The 20460-nt window shown below is 72.4% G+C and carries 18 protein-coding genes and 1 riboswitch; of the genes, 6 read left to right on the top strand and 12 right to left on the bottom strand.

Annotated features, from left to right (window positions below; all coding sequences use genetic code 11):
- Window positions 1-225: 225 nt before the first annotated feature.
- Complete coding sequence (locus AB0A94_RS20880; protein ID WP_361746304.1) at window positions 226-882, top strand: hypothetical protein; 657 nt, start codon at window positions 226-228, stop codon at window positions 880-882.
- 429 nt (window positions 883-1311) lie between these two features.
- On the top strand, window positions 1312-3174 hold the full coding sequence (locus AB0A94_RS20875; protein WP_361746302.1) for an AAA family ATPase: 1863 nt from the start codon (window positions 1312-1314) through the stop codon (window positions 3172-3174).
- 171 nt (window positions 3175-3345) lie between these two features.
- On the opposite strand, the gene AB0A94_RS20870 is transcribed toward AB0A94_RS20875, so the two are convergent.
- The 9 genes from AB0A94_RS20870 to AB0A94_RS20830 form a co-directional block, all read right to left on the bottom strand.
- Window positions 3346-4422: a hemolysin family protein gene (locus AB0A94_RS20870; protein ID WP_361746300.1), complete on the bottom strand. Its 1077-nt coding sequence runs from the start codon at window positions 4420-4422 to the stop codon at window positions 3346-3348.
- Window positions 4419-5750 (bottom strand): hemolysin family protein, encoded by a 1332-nt coding sequence (locus AB0A94_RS20865; RefSeq protein WP_361746298.1) that lies wholly within the window; start codon window positions 5748-5750, stop codon window positions 4419-4421. Before AB0A94_RS20865 ends, AB0A94_RS20870 begins: the two co-directional genes overlap by 4 nt.
- Window positions 5751-6029: 279 nt before the next feature.
- Complete coding sequence (locus tag AB0A94_RS20860) at window positions 6030-6500, bottom strand: PH domain-containing protein (protein ID WP_361746296.1); 471 nt, start codon at window positions 6498-6500, stop codon at window positions 6030-6032.
- 19 nt (window positions 6501-6519) lie between these two features.
- The gene (gene hisG / locus AB0A94_RS20855; RefSeq protein ID WP_361746294.1) at window positions 6520-7407 is read right to left on the bottom strand and encodes an ATP phosphoribosyltransferase; all 888 of its coding nucleotides are present in this window, start codon (window positions 7405-7407) and stop codon (window positions 6520-6522) included.
- A gap of 48 nt (window positions 7408-7455) precedes the next feature.
- Window positions 7456-7728, bottom strand: coding sequence for a phosphoribosyl-ATP diphosphatase (locus AB0A94_RS20850; RefSeq protein ID WP_029383007.1), 273 nt, complete (start codon window positions 7726-7728; stop codon window positions 7456-7458).
- A 34-nt stretch (window positions 7729-7762) separates the two neighbouring features.
- Window positions 7763-8248 (bottom strand): 6,7-dimethyl-8-ribityllumazine synthase, encoded by a 486-nt coding sequence (gene ribH / locus AB0A94_RS20845; protein ID WP_030867847.1) that lies wholly within the window; start codon window positions 8246-8248, stop codon window positions 7763-7765.
- A 21-nt stretch (window positions 8249-8269) separates the two neighbouring features.
- Window positions 8270-9613, bottom strand: coding sequence for a bifunctional 3,4-dihydroxy-2-butanone-4-phosphate synthase/GTP cyclohydrolase II (locus AB0A94_RS20840; protein ID WP_361746291.1), 1344 nt, complete (start codon window positions 9611-9613; stop codon window positions 8270-8272).
- Entirely contained in the window at window positions 9610-10254 is a 645-nt protein-coding gene (locus AB0A94_RS20835; RefSeq protein ID WP_361746290.1) for a nicotinamide mononucleotide transporter family protein, read from the bottom strand. The genes AB0A94_RS20840 and AB0A94_RS20835 overlap by 4 nt, the downstream gene beginning before the upstream one ends.
- Window positions 10251-10865 (bottom strand): riboflavin synthase, encoded by a 615-nt coding sequence (locus AB0A94_RS20830; protein ID WP_361746288.1) that lies wholly within the window; start codon window positions 10863-10865, stop codon window positions 10251-10253. The genes AB0A94_RS20835 and AB0A94_RS20830 overlap by 4 nt, the downstream gene beginning before the upstream one ends.
- Window positions 10866-11010: 145 nt before the next feature.
- Window positions 11011-11141: riboswitch (FMN riboswitch) on the bottom strand.
- Window positions 11142-11361: 220 nt separating this feature from the next.
- Here AB0A94_RS20830 and AB0A94_RS20825 point away from each other — a divergent pair.
- Entirely contained in the window at window positions 11362-13695 is a 2334-nt protein-coding gene (locus AB0A94_RS20825; protein ID WP_361746286.1) for a chitinase C-terminal domain-containing protein, read from the top strand.
- A 213-nt stretch (window positions 13696-13908) separates the two neighbouring features.
- Window positions 13909-14667 (top strand): NAD(P)H-binding protein, encoded by a 759-nt coding sequence (locus tag AB0A94_RS20820; RefSeq protein ID WP_361746284.1) that lies wholly within the window; start codon window positions 13909-13911, stop codon window positions 14665-14667.
- A gap of 60 nt (window positions 14668-14727) precedes the next feature.
- Here AB0A94_RS20820 and AB0A94_RS20815 read toward each other — a convergent pair whose 3' ends face one another.
- Window positions 14728-15954, bottom strand: a complete 1227-nt coding sequence (locus tag AB0A94_RS20815) for an ROK family transcriptional regulator (RefSeq protein ID WP_361746282.1) — start codon at window positions 15952-15954, stop codon at window positions 14728-14730.
- A gap of 132 nt (window positions 15955-16086) precedes the next feature.
- Here AB0A94_RS20815 and AB0A94_RS20810 point away from each other — a divergent pair, with 132 nt between their 5' ends.
- Entirely contained in the window at window positions 16087-17292 is a 1206-nt protein-coding gene (locus AB0A94_RS20810; RefSeq protein WP_361746281.1) for an MFS transporter, read from the top strand.
- Here the strand turns inward: AB0A94_RS20810 and AB0A94_RS20805 are convergent.
- On the bottom strand, window positions 17252-17710 hold the full coding sequence (locus AB0A94_RS20805) for a thioesterase family protein (RefSeq protein ID WP_361746279.1): 459 nt from the start codon (window positions 17708-17710) through the stop codon (window positions 17252-17254). The two genes, AB0A94_RS20810 and AB0A94_RS20805, sit on opposite strands and share 41 nt — an antisense overlap.
- A 175-nt stretch (window positions 17711-17885) precedes the next feature.
- On the opposite strand from AB0A94_RS20805, the gene AB0A94_RS20800 reads away from it, so the two are divergent.
- Entirely contained in the window at window positions 17886-19289 is a 1404-nt protein-coding gene (locus AB0A94_RS20800) for a solute carrier family 23 protein (protein WP_361746277.1), read from the top strand.
- Here AB0A94_RS20800 and AB0A94_RS20795 read toward each other — a convergent pair.
- On the bottom strand, window positions 19271-20407 hold the full coding sequence (locus AB0A94_RS20795) for a glycoside hydrolase family 6 protein (protein ID WP_361746384.1): 1137 nt from the start codon (window positions 20405-20407) through the stop codon (window positions 19271-19273). The two genes, AB0A94_RS20800 and AB0A94_RS20795, sit on opposite strands and share 19 nt — an antisense overlap.
- Between the last annotated feature and the right edge of the window lie 53 nt (window positions 20408-20460).

Below are 20460 nucleotides of genomic sequence, written 5' to 3'. Positions count from 1 at the left end.
CCAAAGCACGGTCGGCCGGACGGCGTACGTCCGCCGGATGGAGCGGGTGTGCGCCAACTATGAACGCAGCCGGGCGGATCCTGCCAGCACCCCGGCCGTACCGAGTCCCACCGACATGGGACTCGACCAATGGCGGGACCCGCGGCGGGCCTGTCCGGCCGAGGGCTCGAGGGCTTCTCCGTCCGGGCATCCGGGCTCGTCCGTCCGGGGGCCTAGAGTGCTCCGGTGAGCCCTCCACCTTCCCCGCCCCAGGGACCGGCCCTGCACGGTCTCGCCTCCCGCATCCGCCGGCTCGCCCCCTCCTGCGGCCCGGTCCGGCTCGTCGGTGTCGACGGACACGCCGGGTCGGGGAAGTCGACGTTCGCCGTGCGGCTGGCCGGGGCCCTGGACGGCGCTCCGGTGCTGCGGCTCGACGACATCGCCAGCCACACCGAACTGTTCGACTGGACCGGACGGCTGCTGAGCCAGGTGATCGAGCCGCTCGGCCGCGGCGAGACCGCGCACTACTCCCCCTACGACTGGCGGACCCGCCGTTTCGGACCGCCCCGCCCGCTGCCGCCCGCCCCCGTGATCGTCGTGGAGGGCGTCGGCGCGGGACGCCGGGCCCTGCGCCCCCATCTGGCGCTGCTGCTGTGGATGGATCTCCCCCGGGAGGAGTCCTGGTCACGGGGACGGGCCCGCGACGGAGCGGAGCAGCAGGGGTTCTGGGACGGCTGGGTCCGCGCGGAGCGCGAGCACTTCACCGGCGATCCCTCGCGGCCCTTCGCCGGTCTTCTGGTACGGCAGCGCCCGAAGGGATACGAGCTGCTTCCCGGGCCTGCCGGGGCGGGTGAGCCACCCCCTCCGATCACTCACGGTGACGGCCCGTCCGCGTTGTGGTGAACCCGTGAAGAGCGGTCCCGGACAAGTTGCCGAAGTACCCCAACTCGGCTTGACCGGGGGCGCGTACAGGTCTTACGTTCTCAATGTGCGGCCCTTCGGAGCCGCCGGCAGACGCGAAGCCCCCGGTTGTTCCCCCGTGATCGGGGGCTTCGTTCTGCCCTCTTCACGCTTTTCGGGCGCCCAGTGGCATATGACGATCACCCTGGGTCACCACGCGTGCTTCGTGCTCCCCCTCCCACCTCGCCCTTCGGCGCGCACGGCACCCTACGGACGTGACGCCGCCGCAGGTACGATGCCCTCGGTGCGACCTACGGACGCTGCTTCGCGCACCTTGCAACTCCGGTCCGCGGCACAGCGGTTCGACCAACGGGAGCCGACGGACGCGGGCCGGCCGGCACACCGACGGGGGCACGGTTCGTGGGGGACGTGATGGACTTCGGCACGCAGGACCCGCAGGCCCCGGCCGATCTCGCCTGGCTGCGAGGCGTGGACGCCTACACGATGGGCGCCTACCCGCAGGCGGAGGAGGAGTTCCGGACCGCGGTGCGGATCGACCCGGGGATGGCCGACGGCTGGCTGGGGCTGCACGCGCTGCGCGTCGACACGACGACCGCGCTGCTCAGGATGTTCCGGCACCGGGAGCGCTTCGGCGAGCAGCGCACCCGGCACCGCCGCACCCTCAACTCCTGGTACTGGCTGGGCTGGTGGGTGCAGCCGGTGCTGGAGAGCCCCCGCGACCTGCTGCTGGCGCACGCCTCCCACTGGCTGGACGGGCGCCACGTCCCCGAGCTGGACCGGGCGCTCGCCGGACTGCCCCCGGTGGACGCCGATCCGCAGGTCCGCTTCCTGCACGCCTGCCGCGCCTACCTGGTCAAGGACTGGGAGCAGCTGGTCCGGTACACGGACTCCCTCGTCGAGGACCCGATGCTGGGCATCGAGGCCGGTCTGTTCGGCGGCATGGCGCGGGTGCGACTGGAGATGTACGGACAGGCCGAACCGCTGCTGTCGGCGGCGCTGATGCGGTGCCGCAGCGAACAGCCGCAGCGCAAGGAGCTGCGCTACTGGCTGGCTCGCGCCCACGAGGGCACCGGACGCAGCGCCGCCGCGCTTCCCCTGTACCGGGCCGTGCACCGGGTCGATCCGGCCTTCATGGACACCTCCGCCCGGCTCGCCGCGATCGCCGAGGGCGACGGGTACGACGACTCCGCGGACCTCGCCGCGATCACGCTCACCGGGGCCGGGCAGGATGCCGTGGACGGCCCCGACATGCTCGATCCCCTGTTCGGCACCGAGGGGCGTGACCTGCGGCTGCCCGAGCCCGAGCCCGTGCCGGGCCCCCCGCCTCCGGTCACCGCTCCGGGCGTGCGGGAGCGGGCGGGCACCGGGACGTCACCGCTGCCCACCGGACCCACGGACCCCGCGCTGCTGGAGGAGGCGCTCGCCGAGCTGGAGCGCATGGTGGGCCTGGAGCCGGTGAAGCGCCAGGTCAAGGCGTTGTCGGCGCAGCTGAACATGGCGCGGCTGCGCGCCGGGCAGGGGCTGCCGGTGCAGCCGCCGAAACGCCACTTCGTCTTCTCCGGACCGTCCGGGACCGGCAAGACCACGGTGGCCCGCATCCTCGGCCGGGTGTTCTACGCCCTCGGGCTGCTCGGCGGTGACCATCTGGTGGAGGCCCAGCGGGCGGATCTGGTCGGTGAGTACCTGGGGCAGACCGCGGTGAAGGCCAATGAGCTGATCGACTCCGCGCTGGGCGGGGTGCTGTTCGTGGACGAGGCGTACTCCCTGTCCAACTCCGGGTACGGCAAGGGGGACGCGTACGGGGACGAGGCGCTTCAGGTGCTGTTGAAGCGGGCGGAGGACAACCGGGACCATCTGGTGGTGATCCTCGCCGGGTATCCGGAGGGCATGGACCGGCTGCTGGCCGCGAACCCCGGGCTGTCCTCGCGGTTCACCACACGGGTGGACTTCCCCTCGTACCGGCCGCTGGAGCTGACCTCGATCGGTGAGGTGCTGGCGGAGGAGAACGGGGACGTGTGGGACGAGGAGGCGTTGGACGAGCTGCGGTCGATCGCCGGGCACGTGGTGGATCAGGGGTGGATCGACGAGCTGGGGAACGGGCGGTTTCTGCGGACGCTGTACGAGAAGAGCTGTGCGTACCGGGATCTGCGGTTGTCGGTGTATCCCGGGGCGTTGAGCCGGGACGACCTGGCCACGTTGCGGTTGCCGGATCTGATGCAGGCGTACGGCGAGGTCTTGTCCGGGCGGGGGCCGGCGGACCCACCGGGGCTGTGAAGCCCCGGTGGGTGGTTTCCGCTCCGCCCCGCTGGAGGGGTGCCGCTGCGCCCACCCGTGCCGCCCCAGCGGCACGACTGCCCGCAGCTGGGACGGCGTGGCTGCCCACAGCTGGGGCGGCACGACTGCCCGCAGCTGAGGCGGCGGCGTGGCTGCCCGCAGCTACGGGAGCTATGTCGCCATGGCTTCCTCCGGGGTTCCGCTCGCTCTCTGGGGGGTGACCGTCACTTCTCGGTGGGCCGGGTCACGGACCTCGCCCACCAGGAGTTCCAGGACGTCCTCCAGGGCGACCAGGCCCAGGACCTTGCCGGAGGCGTCGGAGACCTGGGCCAGGTGGGTCGCGGCACGGCGCATCACCGTGAGGGCGTCGTCCAGGGGGAGTTCGGGGCGGAGGGTCGTCATCGGGCGCCACAGGTGCTGCGGGACGGCACGGTCGGAGTCCTCCAGGTCCAGGACGTCCTTGACGTGCAGGTAGCCCATGAAGGCACCGTTGCCCGCGGCCACCGGGAACCGGGAGTACCCGGTGCGGGCGGTGAGTTCCACGATCTGCCCCGGGGTGACCGAGGGCGTGACCGTCACCAGCGACTCGCGGTCCAGCAGGACGTCCGTCACCGGGCGGGAGCCCAGCTCCAGCGCGTCCTCCAGGCGCTCGGCCTCCTCGGGGTCGAGGAGGCCGGCCTGGCCGGCGTCCTCCACCAGCCGGTTGAGCTGCTCACTTGTGAAGACGGCCTCGACCTCGTCCTTCGGCTCGACGCGGAACAGCCGCAGGACGGTCTGGGCACAGGCGCCGAGCGCGATCGTGACCGGCTTGCACAGACGGGCGAACCAGACCAGGCCGGGGCTCAGCCACAGGGCGGCCTTCTCGGGGGCCGCCATCGCCAGGTTCTTCGGGACCATCTCGCCGATGACGAGGTGGAAGAAGACCACCACGGCGAGCGCGATGACGTAGCCGAGCGGGTGGATCATGCCGTGCGGCAGGTGCATCCACGCGAAGACCGGCTCCAGCAGGTGGGCGACCGTCGGTTCGGCGACGGCGCCCAGGGTCAGCGAGCAGACGGTGATGCCGAACTGGGCCGCCGCCATCATCTGCGGCAGGTGTTCCAGGCCGTACAGCACCTGGCGGGCGCGGGCGGTGCCGAGCGGTTCGATCTGGCTGCGGCGGACCGACACGAGCGCGAACTCGGCGCCGACGAAGAACCCGTTGCCCAGCACGAGCAGCCCGGCGAAGAGGAGTTGCAGCACGCTCATCCGGCCACCTCCACCAGGGGCAGCGGGGCCGTTCTGACCAGGCGGACGCGTTCGGCGCGGTAGTGGCCGACCCGGCGCACCGACAGCCGCCAGCCGGGCAGTTCCGCGCGGTCGCCGACGGCCGGGATCCGGCCGAGCAGATCGGCGACCAGGCCGGCCACCGTCTCGTAGGGGCCTTCGGGCACCTCCAGGCCTATGCGCCGCAGGATGTCGACCCGGACGCCGCCGTCGACGTCCCAGGCGGGGTTGCCGTCCTCGGGCGGGGCGGGGGCGAGTTCGGGGACGTCCTGTCCGTCGTGCTCGTCGCGCACCTCGCCGACGATCTCCTCGACGATGTCCTCCAGCGTGACGACGCCGGCCGTGCCGCCGTACTCGTCCACGACGACCGCGATGGGCTGCTCGCTGCGCAACCGCGTGAGCAGCGGCCGTACGGGCAGAGTCTCGGGGACGAGCAGCGCCGGACGGGCGATGCGGCCCACGGGGGTGCGCAGCCGGTCGTGCACGGACACCGCGAGGGCGTCCTTGAGGTGCACCATGCCGACGATCTCGTCGATGCGCTCCCGGTAGACGGGGAAGCGGGACAGGCCGGTGGCCCGGGTCAGGTTGACCACGTCCTCGGCGGTCGCCGATGCCTGCAGGGCGCTGACCTTCACGCGTGGCGTCATGACGTGCTGCGCGGTCAGTTCGCCGAGGGACAGGGTGCGGACGAAGAGGTCCGCCGTGTCCTGTTCCAGGGCGCCGGCCCGGGCGGAGTGCCGGGCCAGGGAGACGAGTTCGCCGGGGGTGCGGGCGGAGGCCAGTTCCTCGGCGGGTTCGAGGCCCATGGCCCGCACCAGGCGGTTGGCCACGGCGTTCAGCCCGGCGATGACCGGGCGGAAGAGCCGGGCGAACGCGTGCTGCGGGCCGGCCACGAAGCGTGCGACCTGCAGGGGGCGGGAGACCGCCCAGTTCTTCGGCACGAGTTCGCCGATCACCATCTGCACCGCGGAGGCCAGCAGCATGCCGACGACGACGGAGACGCCGGGGGCCGCGCCCTCGGGGATGCCGATGCCGGTGAAGGGGCCGTGCAGCAGTCCGGCGAGCGCCGGCTGGGCCAGCATGCCGACGACGAGGGAGGTGATGGTGATGCCGAGCTGGGTGCCGGAGAGCTGGAAGGAGAGCTCCCTGAGCGACTCGACGACCCGGCGGGCGCGCCGGTCGCCGCCTGCGGCGGCCCGTTCGGCGTCCGGTCGCTCGACGGTGACCAGGCCGAACTCGGCGGCCACGAAGAATCCGTTGGCCAGGATCAGCAGGAAAGCGGCTGCGAGGAGCAGCAGGGGGGTGGTCATGGTGCCGCCGCCTCCACATGCGCGCGGACCTCGGGGAACGGGTCCGCGCTATGTCGGCAGGGGGCGGCGCAGGTACTACAGGACGATCCGTCCATCGCCGGAGAGGGTCACTCCTCGGGTAGCTGGAGCCCCTGTGCACCGGGCGGGGCGGCAGGGGCACAGGCGCGGTCGTCGCGCCTGTGCCCACCAGATTAATCAAGACATGGGCGACTGCGGCAGGTGGACGTCCCCGGTGCTTCCCGGAGCCCGGCCCCGAACCGTCCCGGGGGTGGCCCCGAGTCAGCTCCGGGGTGCCTCGGGCCCGGCCGTGGAACGGGCCTCGACGAGCGCCCGCAGGGCCCGCGCGTCGGTGACGGCCCGCTGTCTGGCGATGCCCGGCTGGATGCCGAGCGCGGGCAGGCTGGTGCCGTCGCTGAGGTCGAGGAAGACCCAGGGATCACCGGGACGGAGGTTCACCTGAAGGATCTCCGCCCATTCCAGGTGGCGCCGGCTCACGATGTTGACGACGGTGACACCCGTCTCGTCGGCGTCGACCTTCGGCCGGGCCAGCAGGAACAGCACGCCGGCCAGCAGCGCGGCGGTGAACACGAAGCTGAGCCGCTCCCCCGGGCCGAGCTGGTCCAGCAGCAGCGCGATCAGGGTGATGACCACGAAGAGCGCGGTGCCGGCCGTGAGCAGCACCGCGCGGGTGCGGCCCGGGCGGAAGGTGACGGGCAGTTCGGGCAGCCGGCCCGCGGTCGCTTCGGACATGGTGGTGCTCCGGACCCGGTCAGAGGCGGCAGGCGTGGATGGCCGTGGTGAGGATGGCGCGGGCGCCGATGTCGTACAGGTCGTCCATGACCCGCTGTGCCTCCTTGGACGGGACCATCGCGCGGACGGCGACCCAGCCCTCGTTGTGCAGCGGGGAGACGGTGGGGGACTCCAGGCCGGGGGTGAGGGCGACGGCCTTCTCGAGCTGCTCGACCCGGCAGTCGTAGTCCATCATCACGTACGTCCGGGCGACCAGGACGCCCTGGAGGCGGCGCAGGAACTGCCGCACCTTGGGCTCCTCGCCGTCCGCGCCGGTGGTGGGGGTCCCCCCGGGCGAGTGTGTTCGAGCCCGGGGGAGGATGACGACGGCCTCGGACTGCATGATCGGCTCGCCGACGACCTCCAGGCCGGCGTTGCGCAGCGAGGTGCCCGTCTCGACGACGTCCGCGATGACCTGGGCGACACCGAGCTGGATGGCGGTCTCGACGGCGCCGTCGAGGTGGACGACGGAGGCGTCGATGCCGTGGTCGGCGAGGTGCCTGGCGACGATGCCCTCGTAGGAGGTGGCGACCGTCTTGCCCTTCAGGTCCGCCAGGTCGTCGCCGACGGTGCCCGGCTTGGTGGCGAAACGGAAGGTGGAGCGGGCGAAGCCCAGCGGCAGGATCTCCTCGGCGTCGGCACCGGAGTCGATCAGCAGGTCACGGCCGGTGATGCCGATGTCGAGCTGCCCCGAGGCGACGTAGATGGCGATGTCGCGGGGGCGGAGGTAGAAGAACTCGACGTCGTTCCCCGGGTCGACGATCCGCAGCTCCTTCGACTCGCGGCGCTGCTGGTAGCCGGCCTCATGCAGCATCTCCGCCGCAGGGCCGGACAGTGAACCCTTGTTGGGGACGGCGATGCGCAGCATGAGGTCGGCTTCCTTCGTGTGGGAGGGGTGGGTCGCGAACGTCGGTTCTTACAGGTGGGCGTAGACGTCGTCGAGGGAGATGCCGCGGGCGACCATCATCACCTGGACGTGGTAGAGCAGCTGCGAGATCTCCTCGGCGGCCGCCTCCTTGCCCTCGTACTCGGCGGCCATCCAGACCTCTGCGGCCTCTTCGACGACCTTCTTGCCGATGGCGTGGACCCCCTTGTCCACCAGCTCGGCGGTGCGGGAGGTGGCGGGGTCGCCGTGGGCGGCCTTCTGCTGGAGCTCGGTGAAGAGCTCCTCGAACGTCTTCTTGGACATGGTGGTCCTTACCCTACGCGGTGACGGGGGCTGCTCACCGCCAGGGTTCGGATACCGAACGCAGGCAGGCCGCGGTGGCCACCGCCGCGGTGACCGCCTCGTGCCCCTTGTCCTCGCTGGAGCCGGGCAGTCCGGCGCGGTCGAGGGCCTGCTCCTCGTCGTCACAGGTGAGCAGGCCGAAGCCGACGGGGACGCCGGTGTCGACCGAGACCTGGGTGAGGCCCTGGGTGACGCCCTGGCACACGTAGTCGAAGTGGGGCGTGCCGCCCCGGATGACGACGCCGAGGGCGACGACCGCGTCGTAGCCGCGGCCGGCCAGGACCTTGGCGACGACCGGCAGTTCCCAGCTGCCGGGGACCCGGAGCAGGGTCGGCTCGTCGATGCCGAGGTCGTGCAGGGCGCGCAGGGCGCCGTCCACCAGTCCGTCCATCACCTTCTCGTGCCACTGCGCCGCGATGACGGCGACCCGCAGGTCCCCCACGTCGCGTACGGACAGTTCCGGTGCACCCTTGCCGCTCACGTCTCTCCTCGGTGGTTCTCGTTACTGGTTGCCGCAGGCGGGCACGGTCGGCGTGTCCAGCCAGGGCAGGTCGTGGCCCATCCGGTCCCGCTTGGTGCGCAGATAGCGGAGGTTGTGCTCGCCCGCGGTGACGGGCATCGGCTCGCGCGCGGTGACCTCGATGCCGTGACGGGCGAGCGCGTCGGACTTGTCGGGGTTGTTGGTCATCAGGCGGACGCTGCGGACGCCGAGGTCGGCGAGGATCCGCGCGCCGGCGCCGTAGTCGCGGGCGTCGGCGGGCAGGCCGAGTTCGAGGTTGGCGTCGAGGGTGTCCCGGCCGCGCTCCTGGAGTTCGTAGGCGCGCAGCTTGGACATCAGGCCGATGCCGCGTCCCTCGTGGCCGCGCAGGTAGACGACCACGCCCCGGTCCTCGGCCTGGATGCGCTCCAGGGAGGCGTCGAGCTGGGGGCCGCAGTCGCAGCGCCGGGAGCCGAAGACGTCACCGGTGAGGCATTCGGAGTGGACGCGGACGAGGACGTCCTCGCCGTCGCCGATGTCGCCGTGGACGAGGGCGACGTGTTCGACGCCGTCGACGGTGGAGCGGTAGCCGTACGCGGTGAAGGTGCCGTGGGAGGTGGGCAGACGGACCTCGGCCTCGCGGCGGACGGTGGGTTCGGCGGAGCGGCGGTAGGCGATCAGGTCCTCGATGGAGATGATCGTCAGGCCGTGCTTGCGGGCGAACGGGATCAGCTCGGGCAGCCGGAGCATCCGGCCGTCCTCGCCGGCGATCTCCACGATGGCGCCGGCCGGGCGCAGGCCGGCGAGGCGGGCGAGGTCGACGGCGGCCTCGGTGTGCCCGTTGCGCACGAGCACGCCGCCCTCGCGGGCGCGCAGCGGGAAGATGTGGCCGGGGCGGACGAGGTCGTCGGCCTGCGCGGTGCCGCTCGCCAGCAGCCGGAGCGTGGTGGCGCGGTCGGCGGCGGAGATGCCGGTGGTCACGCCGTGGGCGGCCGAGGCGTCGACGGAGACGGTGAACGCGGTCTTCATCGACTCGGTGTTGTCGTCGACCATCTGCGGGAGGCGCAGCCGGTCCAGTTCGCCGCCCTCCATGGGGGCGCAGATCAGGCCGCGGCACTCGCTCATCATGAAGGCGATGATCTCGGGGGTGGCCTTCTCGGCGGCGATGACGAGGTCGCCCTCGTTCTCGCGGTCCTCGTCGTCGACGACCACGACCGGGCGGCCGGCCGCGATGTCGGCGATCGCCTGTTCGACCGGGTCGAGCGTGAGGTCCTCGAGGCCGTCGGTGCTGTACAGGATCGGTGGGATCGGAGGAGTGGCGCGAAGCGTCTCGTTCGGGGTGGTGGCGGGTGACGGGCGGGCGCTCATGCCGGCGCTCCCTTCAGGGCGGGCCGCGCGTCCTCGCGGGAGCGCAGCCACCAGTCGCGCAGGCCCCACAGGACCAGTGCGCCGTAGATGACGTAGACGAAGCCGGAGAAGGCGAAGCCGTTGGCGAAGTTCAGGGGGACGCCGACGAGGTCGACGAGCAGCCAGGCGAACCAGAACTCGACCATGCCGCGGGCCTGCGCGTACATGGCGACGATGGTGCCGACGAAGATGTAGGCGTCCGGCCAGGGGTCCCAGGACAGGGACGGGTAGGCGGTGAACAGTCCGCCGACGGCGAGGGTGCCGACGGCCGCGGCACCCACGAGGAGGACTCGTTCGAGGTTGGTCGCGAACCGTACGGCGATGGAGCCGTCCTGCGCCTGCCGCCGGCCGCGGTTCCACTGCCAGAAGCCCCAGGCGGCGACCAGCATGACGACGACCTGCTTGCCGGCGCTGCCCGAGAGGTGGGCGGTGGCGAAGGCCGTGAAGAGGATCAGGCCGGAGACGAACTGGGCGGGCCAGGTCCACAGGGAGCGGCGCCAGCCGAGGGCGAGGGCGATCAGACCGACCACGTTGCCGATCATGTCCGACCACTTGATGTGCTGGTCGAAGAGGGTGAAGGCCTCGGAGTTGAGCCAGTTCACCGGGCCGCCCCCTCGCCGGTGGCGCGGTCGCCGAGCATCCGCTCGACGTACTTGGCGATGACGTCCACCTCGAGGTTGACCGGGTCGCCGGGCTGCTTGAGGCCCAGGGTCGTCAGGGCGAGGGTGGTGGGGATCAGGCTGACGGTGAAGAAGTCGGGCCCGGCGTCGACGACGGTGAGGCTGATGCCGTCGACGGTGATGGAGCCCTTCTCCACGACGTAGCGGGAGAGGCCGGCGGGGAGGGAGATCTTCACGATCTCCCAGTTCTCCGACGGCTCGCGCCCGAGGATCTCGCCGGTGCCGTCGACGTGCCCCTGGACGATGTGGCCGCCGAGGCGGGAGCCGACGGCCGTGGGGCGTTCGAGGTTGACGCGGGAGCCGACGGCGAGGACGCCGAGGCTGGAGCGCTTCAGGGTCTCCGCCATGACGTCGGCGGTGAACTCGTCGCCCTCGTGCTCGACGACCGTGAGGCAGACGCCGTTGACGGCGATGGAGTCGCCGTGCTTCGCGCCTTCGGTGACGACGGGGCCGCGCAGCCGGAAGCGACAGGCGTCGTCGAGGGTTTCGACGGCGGTGATCTCGCCCAGCTCTTCGACGATTCCGGTGAACACTTCCCGGGTCCTCCTGCCTCTTCGGGCACGGACTCCGGGGCTGCCGACGACGGCGGACATCGCGGGCGAGGACACCGGGAGCGACGCCGGACAGGGCTCGCCCGGACGGCGAACCGGTACGGCGGCGCGCATGGATGCCCGCCCGCCGCGCACTGCCTCCCATCCGGACTTTAACCGTCGGTCCAGGAATTTCACCTGGTCAACCGGCCGCTGGAGGCGACCGGGTCGCGGACTGTAACCGCCGGTTCGGACTTTCACCGACCCCGGAGTGCGCTGCTACTGGTACAGGGCCAGTGTGCCACGGCCGACCACCGTCCATGCGGGCGAGGGGTGTGGAGTGCCTCACAGGAAGTGACGCGGGGACTGCCGAGGGTCGCGCGAGGAGCGACCCCCCGCCGCGGCGCCCCCGACGGTCCGCCGGATTGGTCCATACCTATTGACGCTTTGGTCTAGTCCTCTTAAGGTCCGAGCCAACTTCCGTGGAGAGGAACCCACTGTGCCGTCCCCCTCACGTCCCGGAGCGAGACCCGCGCTGCTCGCCTCCGCCGCCGCCGTCACCGGCCTGCTGCTCGCCGCCCTCCCGGCCACCGTCTCGCACGCCGCCGACCAGGAGTCCTGCCGTCCCGACGGGCTGTACTCGACGCCGGGCGTCGACGTCCCGTACTGCTCGGTCTACGACTCGGCCGGCCGGGAGAAGATGGGCGCCGACCACCAGCGCCGGGTGATCGGCTACTTCACCGGCTGGCGCACCGGCAAGGACGGGAGGCCCGCCTATCTGGCGTCCGACATCCCGTGGGACAAGATCACCCACATCAATTACGCGTTCGCGCACGTCGACAAGGGCAACAAGCTCTCCGTCGGCTCGGACGGCGCCACCAACCCGGCGACGGGCATGACATGGCCGGGGACGGCCGGCGCGGAGATGGACCCGCAGCTTCCCTACAAGGGCCACTTCAACCTGCTCAACAAGTTCAAGAAGCAGCACCCCGACGTCAAGACGCTGATCTCGGTGGGCGGTTGGGCCGAGACCGGCGGCTACTTCGACGACAGCGGCACCCGGGTGGACTCCGGCGGCTTCTACTCGATGGCCACCAACGCCGACGGCTCGGTCAACCAGGTCGGCATCGACACCTTCGCCGACTCCGCGGTCGACTTCATCCGGAAGTACGGCTTCAACGGCGTCGACATCGACTACGAGTACCCGACGACGATGAAGGACGCGGGCAACCCGCTCGACTGGTCCTTCGCCAACGCCCGCCGGGCCGGTCTGGTCAAGGGCTACGCGGCGCTGATGAAGACGCTGCGCGAGAAGCTGGACCGGGCCGGAGCCGCCGACGGCAAGCACTACATGCTCACCGTGGCCGCCCCCTCGTCCGGCTATCTGCTGCGCGGCATGGAGACCTTCCAGGTCCAGAAGTACCTGGACTACGTCAACATCATGTCGTACGACCTGCACGGCGCCTGGAACGAGTACGTCGGCCCGAACGCCTCCCTGTTCGACGACGGCAAGGACGCCGAGCTGGCCGCCGCGAACGTCTACGGCAGCGCCCAGTACGGCGGCATCGGTTACCTCAACACCGACTGGGCCTACCACTACTTCCGCGGCTCCATGCCGGCCGGCCGGATCAACATCGGCCTGCCGTACTACACCCGCGGCCACAAGAACGTGCAGGGCGGGACCGACGGCCTGTGGGGGAAGGCAGCCGCGTCCTCCTGTCCGGCGGGCTCCGGCCTGACCAAGTGCGGTGACGGCGCCGTCGGCATCGACAACCTCTGGCACGACCTCGACACCGACGGCAAGGAGTCCCCCGCGGGTTCCAACCCGATGTGGCACGCCAAGAACCTCGAGAAGGGGATCGTCGGCGACTACGTCACCGACTACGGCTTCCCGGCGGACACGAAGCTGACCGGGACGTACGCCCGCAAGTACGACTCCACGCTGGTCGCCCCCTGGCTGTGGAACGCCGAGAAGAAGGTCTTCCTCTCCACCGAGGACGAGCAGTCGGTCGCCGCCAAGGCCGACTACGTCGCGGACCGCGGCATCGGCGGCACGATGGTCTGGGAGCTGGCCGGCGACTACGCCTGGAACGCCGCCAAGGGCCAGTACGAGACGGGCGACACGCTCACCTCGCTGATGTACGAGAAGTTCAAGTCGGCCGCGCCGTACGGCGCGAAGAAGTCGAACGCGGCCCTGCCGGCGGAGGCCGTGAACGTGGGCGTGGAGTTCACGGACTTCAAGCTGGGCGACTCCAACTACCCGATCACCCCCAAGCTGCGGATCACCAACAACACGAAGACCGCGCTGCCGGGCGGCACGGAGTTCCGGTTCGACTACGCGACCGCAGCCCCCGGGAACGCCTCCGACCAGTCCGGCTTCGGTACCAAGGTCATCAGCAGCGACCACACGGGCGGCAACGTGGGCGGTCTGAAGGGCGACTTCCACCGGGTGTCGCTGAAGCTGCCGGCGTGGCAGTCGCTGGCGCCGGGGGCGACCGTGGACCTGTCGTTCAACTACTACCTGCCGGTGTCGACCCCGTCGAACTGGACGGTGACGATCGGCGGCAAGGCGTACGCCCTCGCCGGGGACCTGGCGCGCGGGACGACCGTCGTCGAGCCGGGCGGCGGCACGACGCCGACGGACCCGCCGACGACTCCGCCCGGTGAGCCCGGCGACTGCGCGGACCCGGCGTGGAACGCCTCGGCCGCGTACGGCGGGGGCAGCGTGGTCTCCCACGAGGGCCGCGTCTGGAAGGCGCAGTGGTGGACGCAGGGCGAGGAGCCCGGCACCACCGGCGAATGGGGGGTCTGGCGGGACCAGGGAGCCTGCTGACCCCCGGAGGACCGGCCCGGCGGCGGTGACGACGGCCCTTGCCCGCCGCCGGGCCTCACCACGCGCGGATGCGCCCGGTGCCGGACCCGGAGAAGCTGGACTCCGTACGGGACGGCGCCCGGGACCGATGTCACGTCCGGCGGTGGCCGGTCCGTCCATCTGGCACGGGGCGTTCCGCCGGGGAGCGCCGGGTGTCCGAAGGAACGGAACAGCATGACCACGATCCTGGTGACCGGCGGTACCGGAACGCTGGGCCGGCACGTCGCCGAGCGGCTGCGGGCGGGCGGGCGCGAGGTGCGGGTGCTCAGCCGGCACGCGCAGCCGTACGCCGTCGACCTGCGCGAAGGCGGACAGGGGCTGGACAGGGCCGTCGCGGGCGTGGACACGATCGTGCACTGCGCATCGTCACCGCGCGGTGGCGACGAGAAGGCCGCGCGGAACCTGATCGCGGCGGCCCGGCGGGCCGGGGTCGGACACCTCGTGTACATCTCGATCGTCGGTGTCGACCGGGTGCCGTTCGGCTACTACCGGTCGAAGCTGGCGGTGGAGCGGCTGGTCGAGGAGTCGGGGCTGGGCTGGACGGTGCTGCGCGCCACCCAGTTCCACGACCTGGTGTGCACGGTTCTCCAGGGCATGGCCAGGCTGCCGGTCCTGCTGCTGCCTGCCCGGGTGAAGGACCAGCCGGTCGACGTCACGGAGGTCGCGGACCGCCTGGCCGAGCTGGCCCGGGGCGTGCCGGCGGGCCGCGTCGACGACATGGGTGGTCCGGAAGTCCGGACGTTCGAGTCCCTGGCCCGCGCGTATCTGAAGGCCACGGGCCGCCGCCGCGCGGTGGTGGGGGTCCCGTTGCGCGGCGCGGCCTACGACGCCTTCCGTGCGGGCGGTCACCTCGCCCCGGAGCGGGCGGTCGGCAGGGGCACGTTCGACGAGTACCTGACGAAACGGTTCGGAGCCGACGTCCCGCACCGGTGAGCGGTGCGGCCGCGGCCGGGCGGGGCGGGCCGCCGGCCCGGCCGGGCGGTGGCGGAGGCTCTAGTGCCCGGGCGCGCCGAACAGTTCGTCCTGGGCCTGGTCGCGGGCCGTCAGGAGGGCTCCGCGGAGCACCGCGCCGCCGCCCAGGGTGCTGGGCCGTACGTCGGCGGGCAGGGGTGAGAGGGCGGCCAGGCGGTCCCGCACCCGCGCGGCGAGTGCCTCGCCGCCGGCCTGGCCGACCTCGCCGCCCAGGACCACGTGGCCGGGGTCGAGCAGCGCGACCACCGAGGCGACGCCCACCGCGATCCGGTCGGCCAGGGCGTCGAGGAAGCGTGCCTCCGGGGAGGCGGGCCCAGGCGGGGAGGCGGGTCCGGAGGGGGAGGCGGGTCCGGCCGCCGCGACGGCCGTCCGTACCGCACCCGCCGCCGGCGGCTCGGTCCCCGGCTCCGCCACGACGCCGTACTCCTCCGCCAGCTCCGCGACCGCCGCCGCCCCCACCAGGGAGTGGAAACCGCCCCCGCAGTCGGTGGCCGAGGGCAGACCGCGGGTGCCCGGGACCGGGAGGAAGCCGATCTCGCCCGTGCCGCCGGAGGCGCCCCTGCGCAGGGTGCCGTCGAGGATCACGGCGGCGCCGGTGCCGTGGCCCAGCCACAGCAGGACGAAGGTGTCCCGGTCGCGGGCCGCTCCGTCGCGCTGCTCGGCCAGCGCGGCGAGGTTGGTCTCGTTCTCCACGCTGACCCGGGCCTCGGGAAGCCGTTCCTGGAGCGCGGCGACCAGGCGCCGGTGCCACTCGGGCAGCCCCGTGGAGTCGCGCAGTTCGCCGCTCGCGGGGTCGATCAGCCCGGGCGCCCCGATCCCGACGGTGTGCAGCCGGTCGGCGCCCGCCTCCTTCGCCGTCCGCTCGACCAGCGCGACCGCCTGTTCGACCGCCGGTCCGGTGCCCGCGTCCCCGGTGATGGGCAGGGCGGCCTCGGCCAGGACCCCGCCGACGAGGTCCGACACGACCACGGTGACGCCCTCGGTGCGGACGTCCAGCGCGGCCAGGTGCGCCCGGTCCGCGACGATGCCGTACAGCTTGGCGTTGGGTCCGCGCCGCTGCTCCCCCGCCTCGCCGGCCACCGCGATGAGTCCGGCGGCGGTGAGCCGCTCGACGAGGTCGGCGACGGTCGGCCGGGACAGCCCGGTCAGCTGCTTCAACTGCCCTGCGGTCAGCGGGCCCTCCTGCTGGAGCAGGCGCAGGGCGAGCCGGTCGTTGATGGCTCTGGCGGTGCTCGGGGATGCGGCCATGCCGGGATCCTTCCAGATCGGCGGGACCGGTCGGCGTCTGCTCCGCCTCCGGATACCCCATATCTTTCAGGCAGGGTTCCTGATAGTTTACGGCGGCGCGTACGGGAACCGACGGCCGGGAGGGGCGGGACGATGAGCGCAGTGGTCCACCGACAGCGCGACGTGAGGCGGGCGCGGTACGCCGTGGCCGCCGTGTTCGCCGTGCACGGCGCCGTCACCGGCTCGTTCGCCACCCGCGTTCCCTGGATCCAGGACCACGCCGGGGTGAGTGCCGGGCAGCTGGGTCTCGCGCTCGCCTTCCCCGCGCTCGGGGCGTCCGTCGCGATGCCGCTCGCGGGAAGCATCAGCCACCGCTTCGGCGCCCGCACGGCGCTGCGCGGTCTGATCGCGATGTGGACGCTCGCACTGGTCCTGCCGTCGGCCGCCCCGAACCTGCTGACCCTCTGTCTGGCCCTGTTCGTCTACGGCGCCACGGCCGGCATGTCCGACGTGGCGATGAACGCGCTGGGCGTGGAGGTGGAGAACCGGCTCGACAAGTCGATCATGTCGGGACTGCACGGCATGTGGAGCGCCGGCGCCCTGGTCGGCTCGGCGGCCGGCACGCTCGCCGCCCACCTGGGCACGGACGCCCGGCTGCACCACGCGCTCGCGGCCGCCGCCTTGACGGTGGTGGGCGTGGCCGCCTGCACCTGGGTGCTCGACCTGCAGCCCGCCGCGGACGAGGAACCGCCGCCGCGGTTCGCGCTGCCGCCCCGCTCCTCGCTGCTCATCGGCGCGATCGGCTTCTGCGCGGTGTTCGCGGAGGGCGCGAGCCTGGACTGGTCGGCGGTCTACCTGCGCGACCAACTGGAGACCTCGGCCGGCCTCGCGGCCGCCTGCACCACCGGTTTCACGCTCACCATGGCCATCGCCCGGATCGCCGGGGACCACGTGGTGGACCGCTACGGCGCCGTGCGCACGGTCCGCGCGAGCGGGGTCGTCGCCCTGCTGGGCGGACTGCTGATCGTGTTCGCCGGGCACCCCGCGACGGCGATGGCCGGGTTCGCGCTGATGGGGCTCGGCATCGCGGTGGTCGTGCCGCTGTGCTTCGCCGCCGCCGGCCGCAGCGGCACCAACCCGAGCCTGGCCATCGCGGGCGTCGCGACCATCACCTACACCTCGGGCCTGATCGCCCCGAGCGCGATCGGCCTGCTGGCCCAGGCGACCAGCCTGATGGTGTCGTTCGTCCTGGTGACGGTGTTGTCGTGCGGCATCGCGGGCTTCGCGGGCGTGCTGCGCGCGGGAGACCGTGTGAAGGTCACGCGTCCGGAAGCAGCAGTTCCCGAGCCCCGTCCCTGAACGCCTCGCTCCAGGGCGCCGGGCGCAGGGTCGTGGCGTCCAGCCGCACCAGCACCCGGCTGCCCCGCGCGTAGGTCACCGTCCCGTCCGCCGAGCAGAAGCGGAAGCCGTACGTGAGTCCGGTCGTGCCGAGCCGCTCCAGCCACAGGTGGACCGCGTACGCACCGGCGCGGGTCACCGGGGCCTCGTAGCCGATGCGCAGCTCCCGGACCGCGTTGCAGGCGTCGCCGGCCGCCGCCCAGTCGCCGTCGAAACGGACGCCCTTCTCCTGCCACAGCTCCGTCCACGCCCGCTCGACGAGCAGCGGATAGCGGGCGTTGTGCAGCAGCCCCAGCGCGTCGAGGTCGTCGAAGTGGACGGTCACGGGGATCAGCCGGCCGTACGACAGGGCGGGGGCGGGCGGGGCTTCGGCGGTCACGGGCGGGACTCCTGGGACGTACGGGATGAGTGCCGCCTACATCGAACAGCGGCGCACCCTCATCCTAAGCAGACGCTCAGCCAGGTCGGCCACGCCCGTCCACCTGTACGAAGCACTGCCGCCCAGCCCCCACAATGGTCCGGACACGCTGCACACACGACGAAAGCGACAGCCCATGGATCTCGGCGTCCGCTGGACACTGCACGGCGACGGACGCACCCCGGCCCCCGGCGCGGTGGTCCGCCCCGACGAACGGCTCTCCTGGCCGCGCACGGCGGGTCTGGGTGCCCAGCACGTCGTGGCGATGTTCGGGGCGTCCTTCGTCGCCCCGGTGCTCATGGGTCTGGACCCCAACCTGGCGATCATGATGTCGGGCGTCGCGACCGTCGTCTTCCTGCTCGCCACCCGCGGCCGGGTGCCGAGTTACCTCGGCTGCTCGCTCTCCTTCGTCGGCGTCGCCGCGGTCATCCGGGCCGACGGCGGCTCCAGCGCCACCGTCACCGGCGCGGTGTTCGTGGTGGGGGGCACGCTGTTCCTGGTGGGTCTCGCGGTGCGGCGGTTCGGGGCGCGGATCATCCACGCCGCGATGCCGCCGATCGTCACCGGTGCGGTGGTGATGCTCATCGGCTTCAACCTGGCGCCGGTGACCGCCTCCACCTACTGGCCGCAGGACCAGTGGACCGCCCTGTCCGTGATGCTGTTCACCGGGCTGGCCGTGGTCTGCCTGCACGGCTTCTGGTCCCGGATCGCGATCTTCCTCGGGCTGGTCTTCGGGTACGCCCTGTCCTGGGCGCTCGACCGGGTCTTCGGGAAGATCCACTCGGCGGACGCGAGCGGCCAGGTCACCGACCACTGGCGCCTGGACCTGTCCGGCGTGGGCCAGGCCGACTGGATCGGGCTGCCGACCCTGCACGGCCCGTCCTTCGAGTGGTCGGCGATCCTGGTCGCCCTGCCGGTGGTCATCGCGCTGATCGCCGAGAACGCGGGGCACGTCAAGGCGGTCGGTGAGATGACCGGCGACAACCTCGACGACAAGCTCGGCACGGCCATCTCCGCCGACGGCGTCGGCTCCATGCTGTCCACCGCGGTCGGCGGCCCGCCCAACACCACCTACTCCGAGAACATCGGCGTGATGGCCGCGACCCGCGTCTACTCCACGGCCGCGTACTGGGCCGCCGCCGGCTTCGCCCTGCTGTTCGGCGTCTGCCCGAAGTTCGGCGCGGTCGTGGCGGCCGTTCCGGGCGGGGTGCTCGGCGGGATCACCGTCATCCTGTACGGCATGATCGGCCTGCTCGGCGCGCAGATCTGGATCAACGCCAAGGTGGACCTGCGCAATCCGCTGAACCTGGTGCCGGCCGCGGCGGGCATCATCATCGGCGTCGGCAACGTCTCGTTGGAGTTCACCGACACCTTCTCGCTCAGCGGCATCGCGCTCGGCACGCTGGTCGTCATCACCGGCTACCACGCGCTGCGCGCCTTCGCGCCCGCCCACCTCAAGACGCAGGAGCCGCTGCTCGACGAGGGCACGTCCTCCTACGACACCGACGGCGCCGAAGGTGATCAGCGCGCCAAGTCGTAGGCGTACGAGGGGGTGAAGGTGCCCGGCGCCCCCTTGCAGCCGTCGGACTCCCCCGGCAGCTTCACCCACAGGTAGGCGTCGATGCCGGCCTCCCCGGTGCTCAGCGTCGGGGTCCGGCCCAGCTTGCGGCCGGCCGGGTCGCACCATGCGCCGTCCGGCGGAGCGCCGTTGCCGTTGCGGCTGGTGTCGATCACCGCGCCGAGGCCCGGCGGGCCGCCGAGTGCGTCGAGCACGGCACGGTCGTAGGCGACCTCGTCGGCCGTGACGTGGAAGTTGGAGACGTTGCTGAAGACGCCGTCGGAGGAGGCGGCCGAGGCGGCCCCGGCCTGCCGCAGCAGGGCGGCCTGCTCGGCGGGCGCGTTCCAGCCGGAGTGCCCGGCGTCGAAGTAGACCCGGGTCCGGGGACCGGCCTCCTTCAGCACCCTGCCGGCCCGGGCCAGCGAGGCGAAGCGGTCGGCGCGCCGCCCGGCGGGGAGGCACTCGGACTGGGCGATCGAGTCGGGCTCCAGGATCACGATGACCTCGCCGTCGCCCAGTCCGGCGGCGAACCGGTCGATCCAGGCGTCGTAGGCGGCCAGATCGGGCGCCCCGCCCTGGGAGTGCCCGCCGCAGTCGCGGTCGGGGATCACGTACGGCACGAGCACCGGCACCCGGCCCTGCGCCGCCCCGCGCGACACCACGGCACGCACCCGGGAGGTGATCGAGTCCGGGGAGTGGTCCGCGAACCACACGGCCGCCGGCCGGTCGGCTATCCGGGACTCGATGACCGCGCGGCGCGGGTCGTCGGGGTTGTCCCGCACCCACTCCAGCACCTGGGAGTCGGGGTGGCGGTAGAGACGGGTGGACACGGGGGCGGTCCACCGCTTCTCCTCGGCCTTTGACGCGGACGTCTTCGGGCTCGCCTCCTCCTTCGGACTCGCCGGGGGAGAAGGGGACTCCGACTCCGACGCCGACGGGGAGGACGACGGCGACGGCGACGGCACGGCGGGCAACGATTGCGGGCGTGGTGACGAGGTCACCACGGGGCGGGCCTCGTCCGCGCCGCGTCCGTCGCCGACCGCCGACATCATCCCGGCGGCGGTGCCGACCGCGACCACCACGGAGGCCGCCGCGACCATCGCGCCGCGCCGGGCGGCACGCCGACGCTCGGCCCTTCGCGCGGACAGGCGCT

It is taken from the genome of Streptomyces sp. NPDC044984 (assembly GCF_040646935.1).
Lineage (GTDB): Bacteria > Actinomycetota > Actinomycetes > Streptomycetales > Streptomycetaceae > Streptomyces.
The sequence above is the reverse complement of the archived record's forward strand: the minus strand, read 5'-3'. Positions and strand labels throughout refer to the sequence as shown.

Excerpts from the sequence above, each read along its gene's own strand:
- AB0A94_RS20875 (WP_361746302.1), top strand. The coding sequence starts at position 1,312 with ATGGACTTCGGCACGCAGGACCCGCAGGCCCCGGCCGATCTCGCCTGG.
- AB0A94_RS20870 (WP_361746300.1), bottom strand. The coding sequence starts at position 4,422 with ATGAGCGTGCTGCAACTCCTCTTCGCCGGGCTGCTCGTGCTGGGCAAC.
- AB0A94_RS20865 (WP_361746298.1), bottom strand. The coding sequence starts at position 5,750 with ATGACCACCCCCCTGCTGCTCCTCGCAGCCGCTTTCCTGCTGATCCTG.
- AB0A94_RS20860 (WP_361746296.1), bottom strand. The coding sequence starts at position 6,500 with ATGTCCGAAGCGACCGCGGGCCGGCTGCCCGAACTGCCCGTCACCTTC.
- hisG (WP_361746294.1), bottom strand. The coding sequence starts at position 7,407 with ATGCTGCGCATCGCCGTCCCCAACAAGGGTTCACTGTCCGGCCCTGCG.
- AB0A94_RS20850 (WP_029383007.1), bottom strand. The coding sequence starts at position 7,728 with ATGTCCAAGAAGACGTTCGAGGAGCTCTTCACCGAGCTCCAGCAGAAG.
- AB0A94_RS20840 (WP_361746291.1), bottom strand. The coding sequence starts at position 9,613 with ATGAGCGCCCGCCCGTCACCCGCCACCACCCCGAACGAGACGCTTCGC.
- AB0A94_RS20820 (WP_361746284.1), top strand. The coding sequence starts at position 13,909 with ATGACCACGATCCTGGTGACCGGCGGTACCGGAACGCTGGGCCGGCAC.
- AB0A94_RS20815 (WP_361746282.1), bottom strand. The coding sequence starts at position 15,954 with ATGGCCGCATCCCCGAGCACCGCCAGAGCCATCAACGACCGGCTCGCC.
- AB0A94_RS20810 (WP_361746281.1), top strand. The coding sequence starts at position 16,087 with ATGAGCGCAGTGGTCCACCGACAGCGCGACGTGAGGCGGGCGCGGTAC.
- AB0A94_RS20800 (WP_361746277.1), top strand. The coding sequence starts at position 17,886 with ATGGATCTCGGCGTCCGCTGGACACTGCACGGCGACGGACGCACCCCG.
- AB0A94_RS20795 (WP_361746384.1), bottom strand. The coding sequence starts at position 20,407 with ATGGTCGCGGCGGCCTCCGTGGTGGTCGCGGTCGGCACCGCCGCCGGG.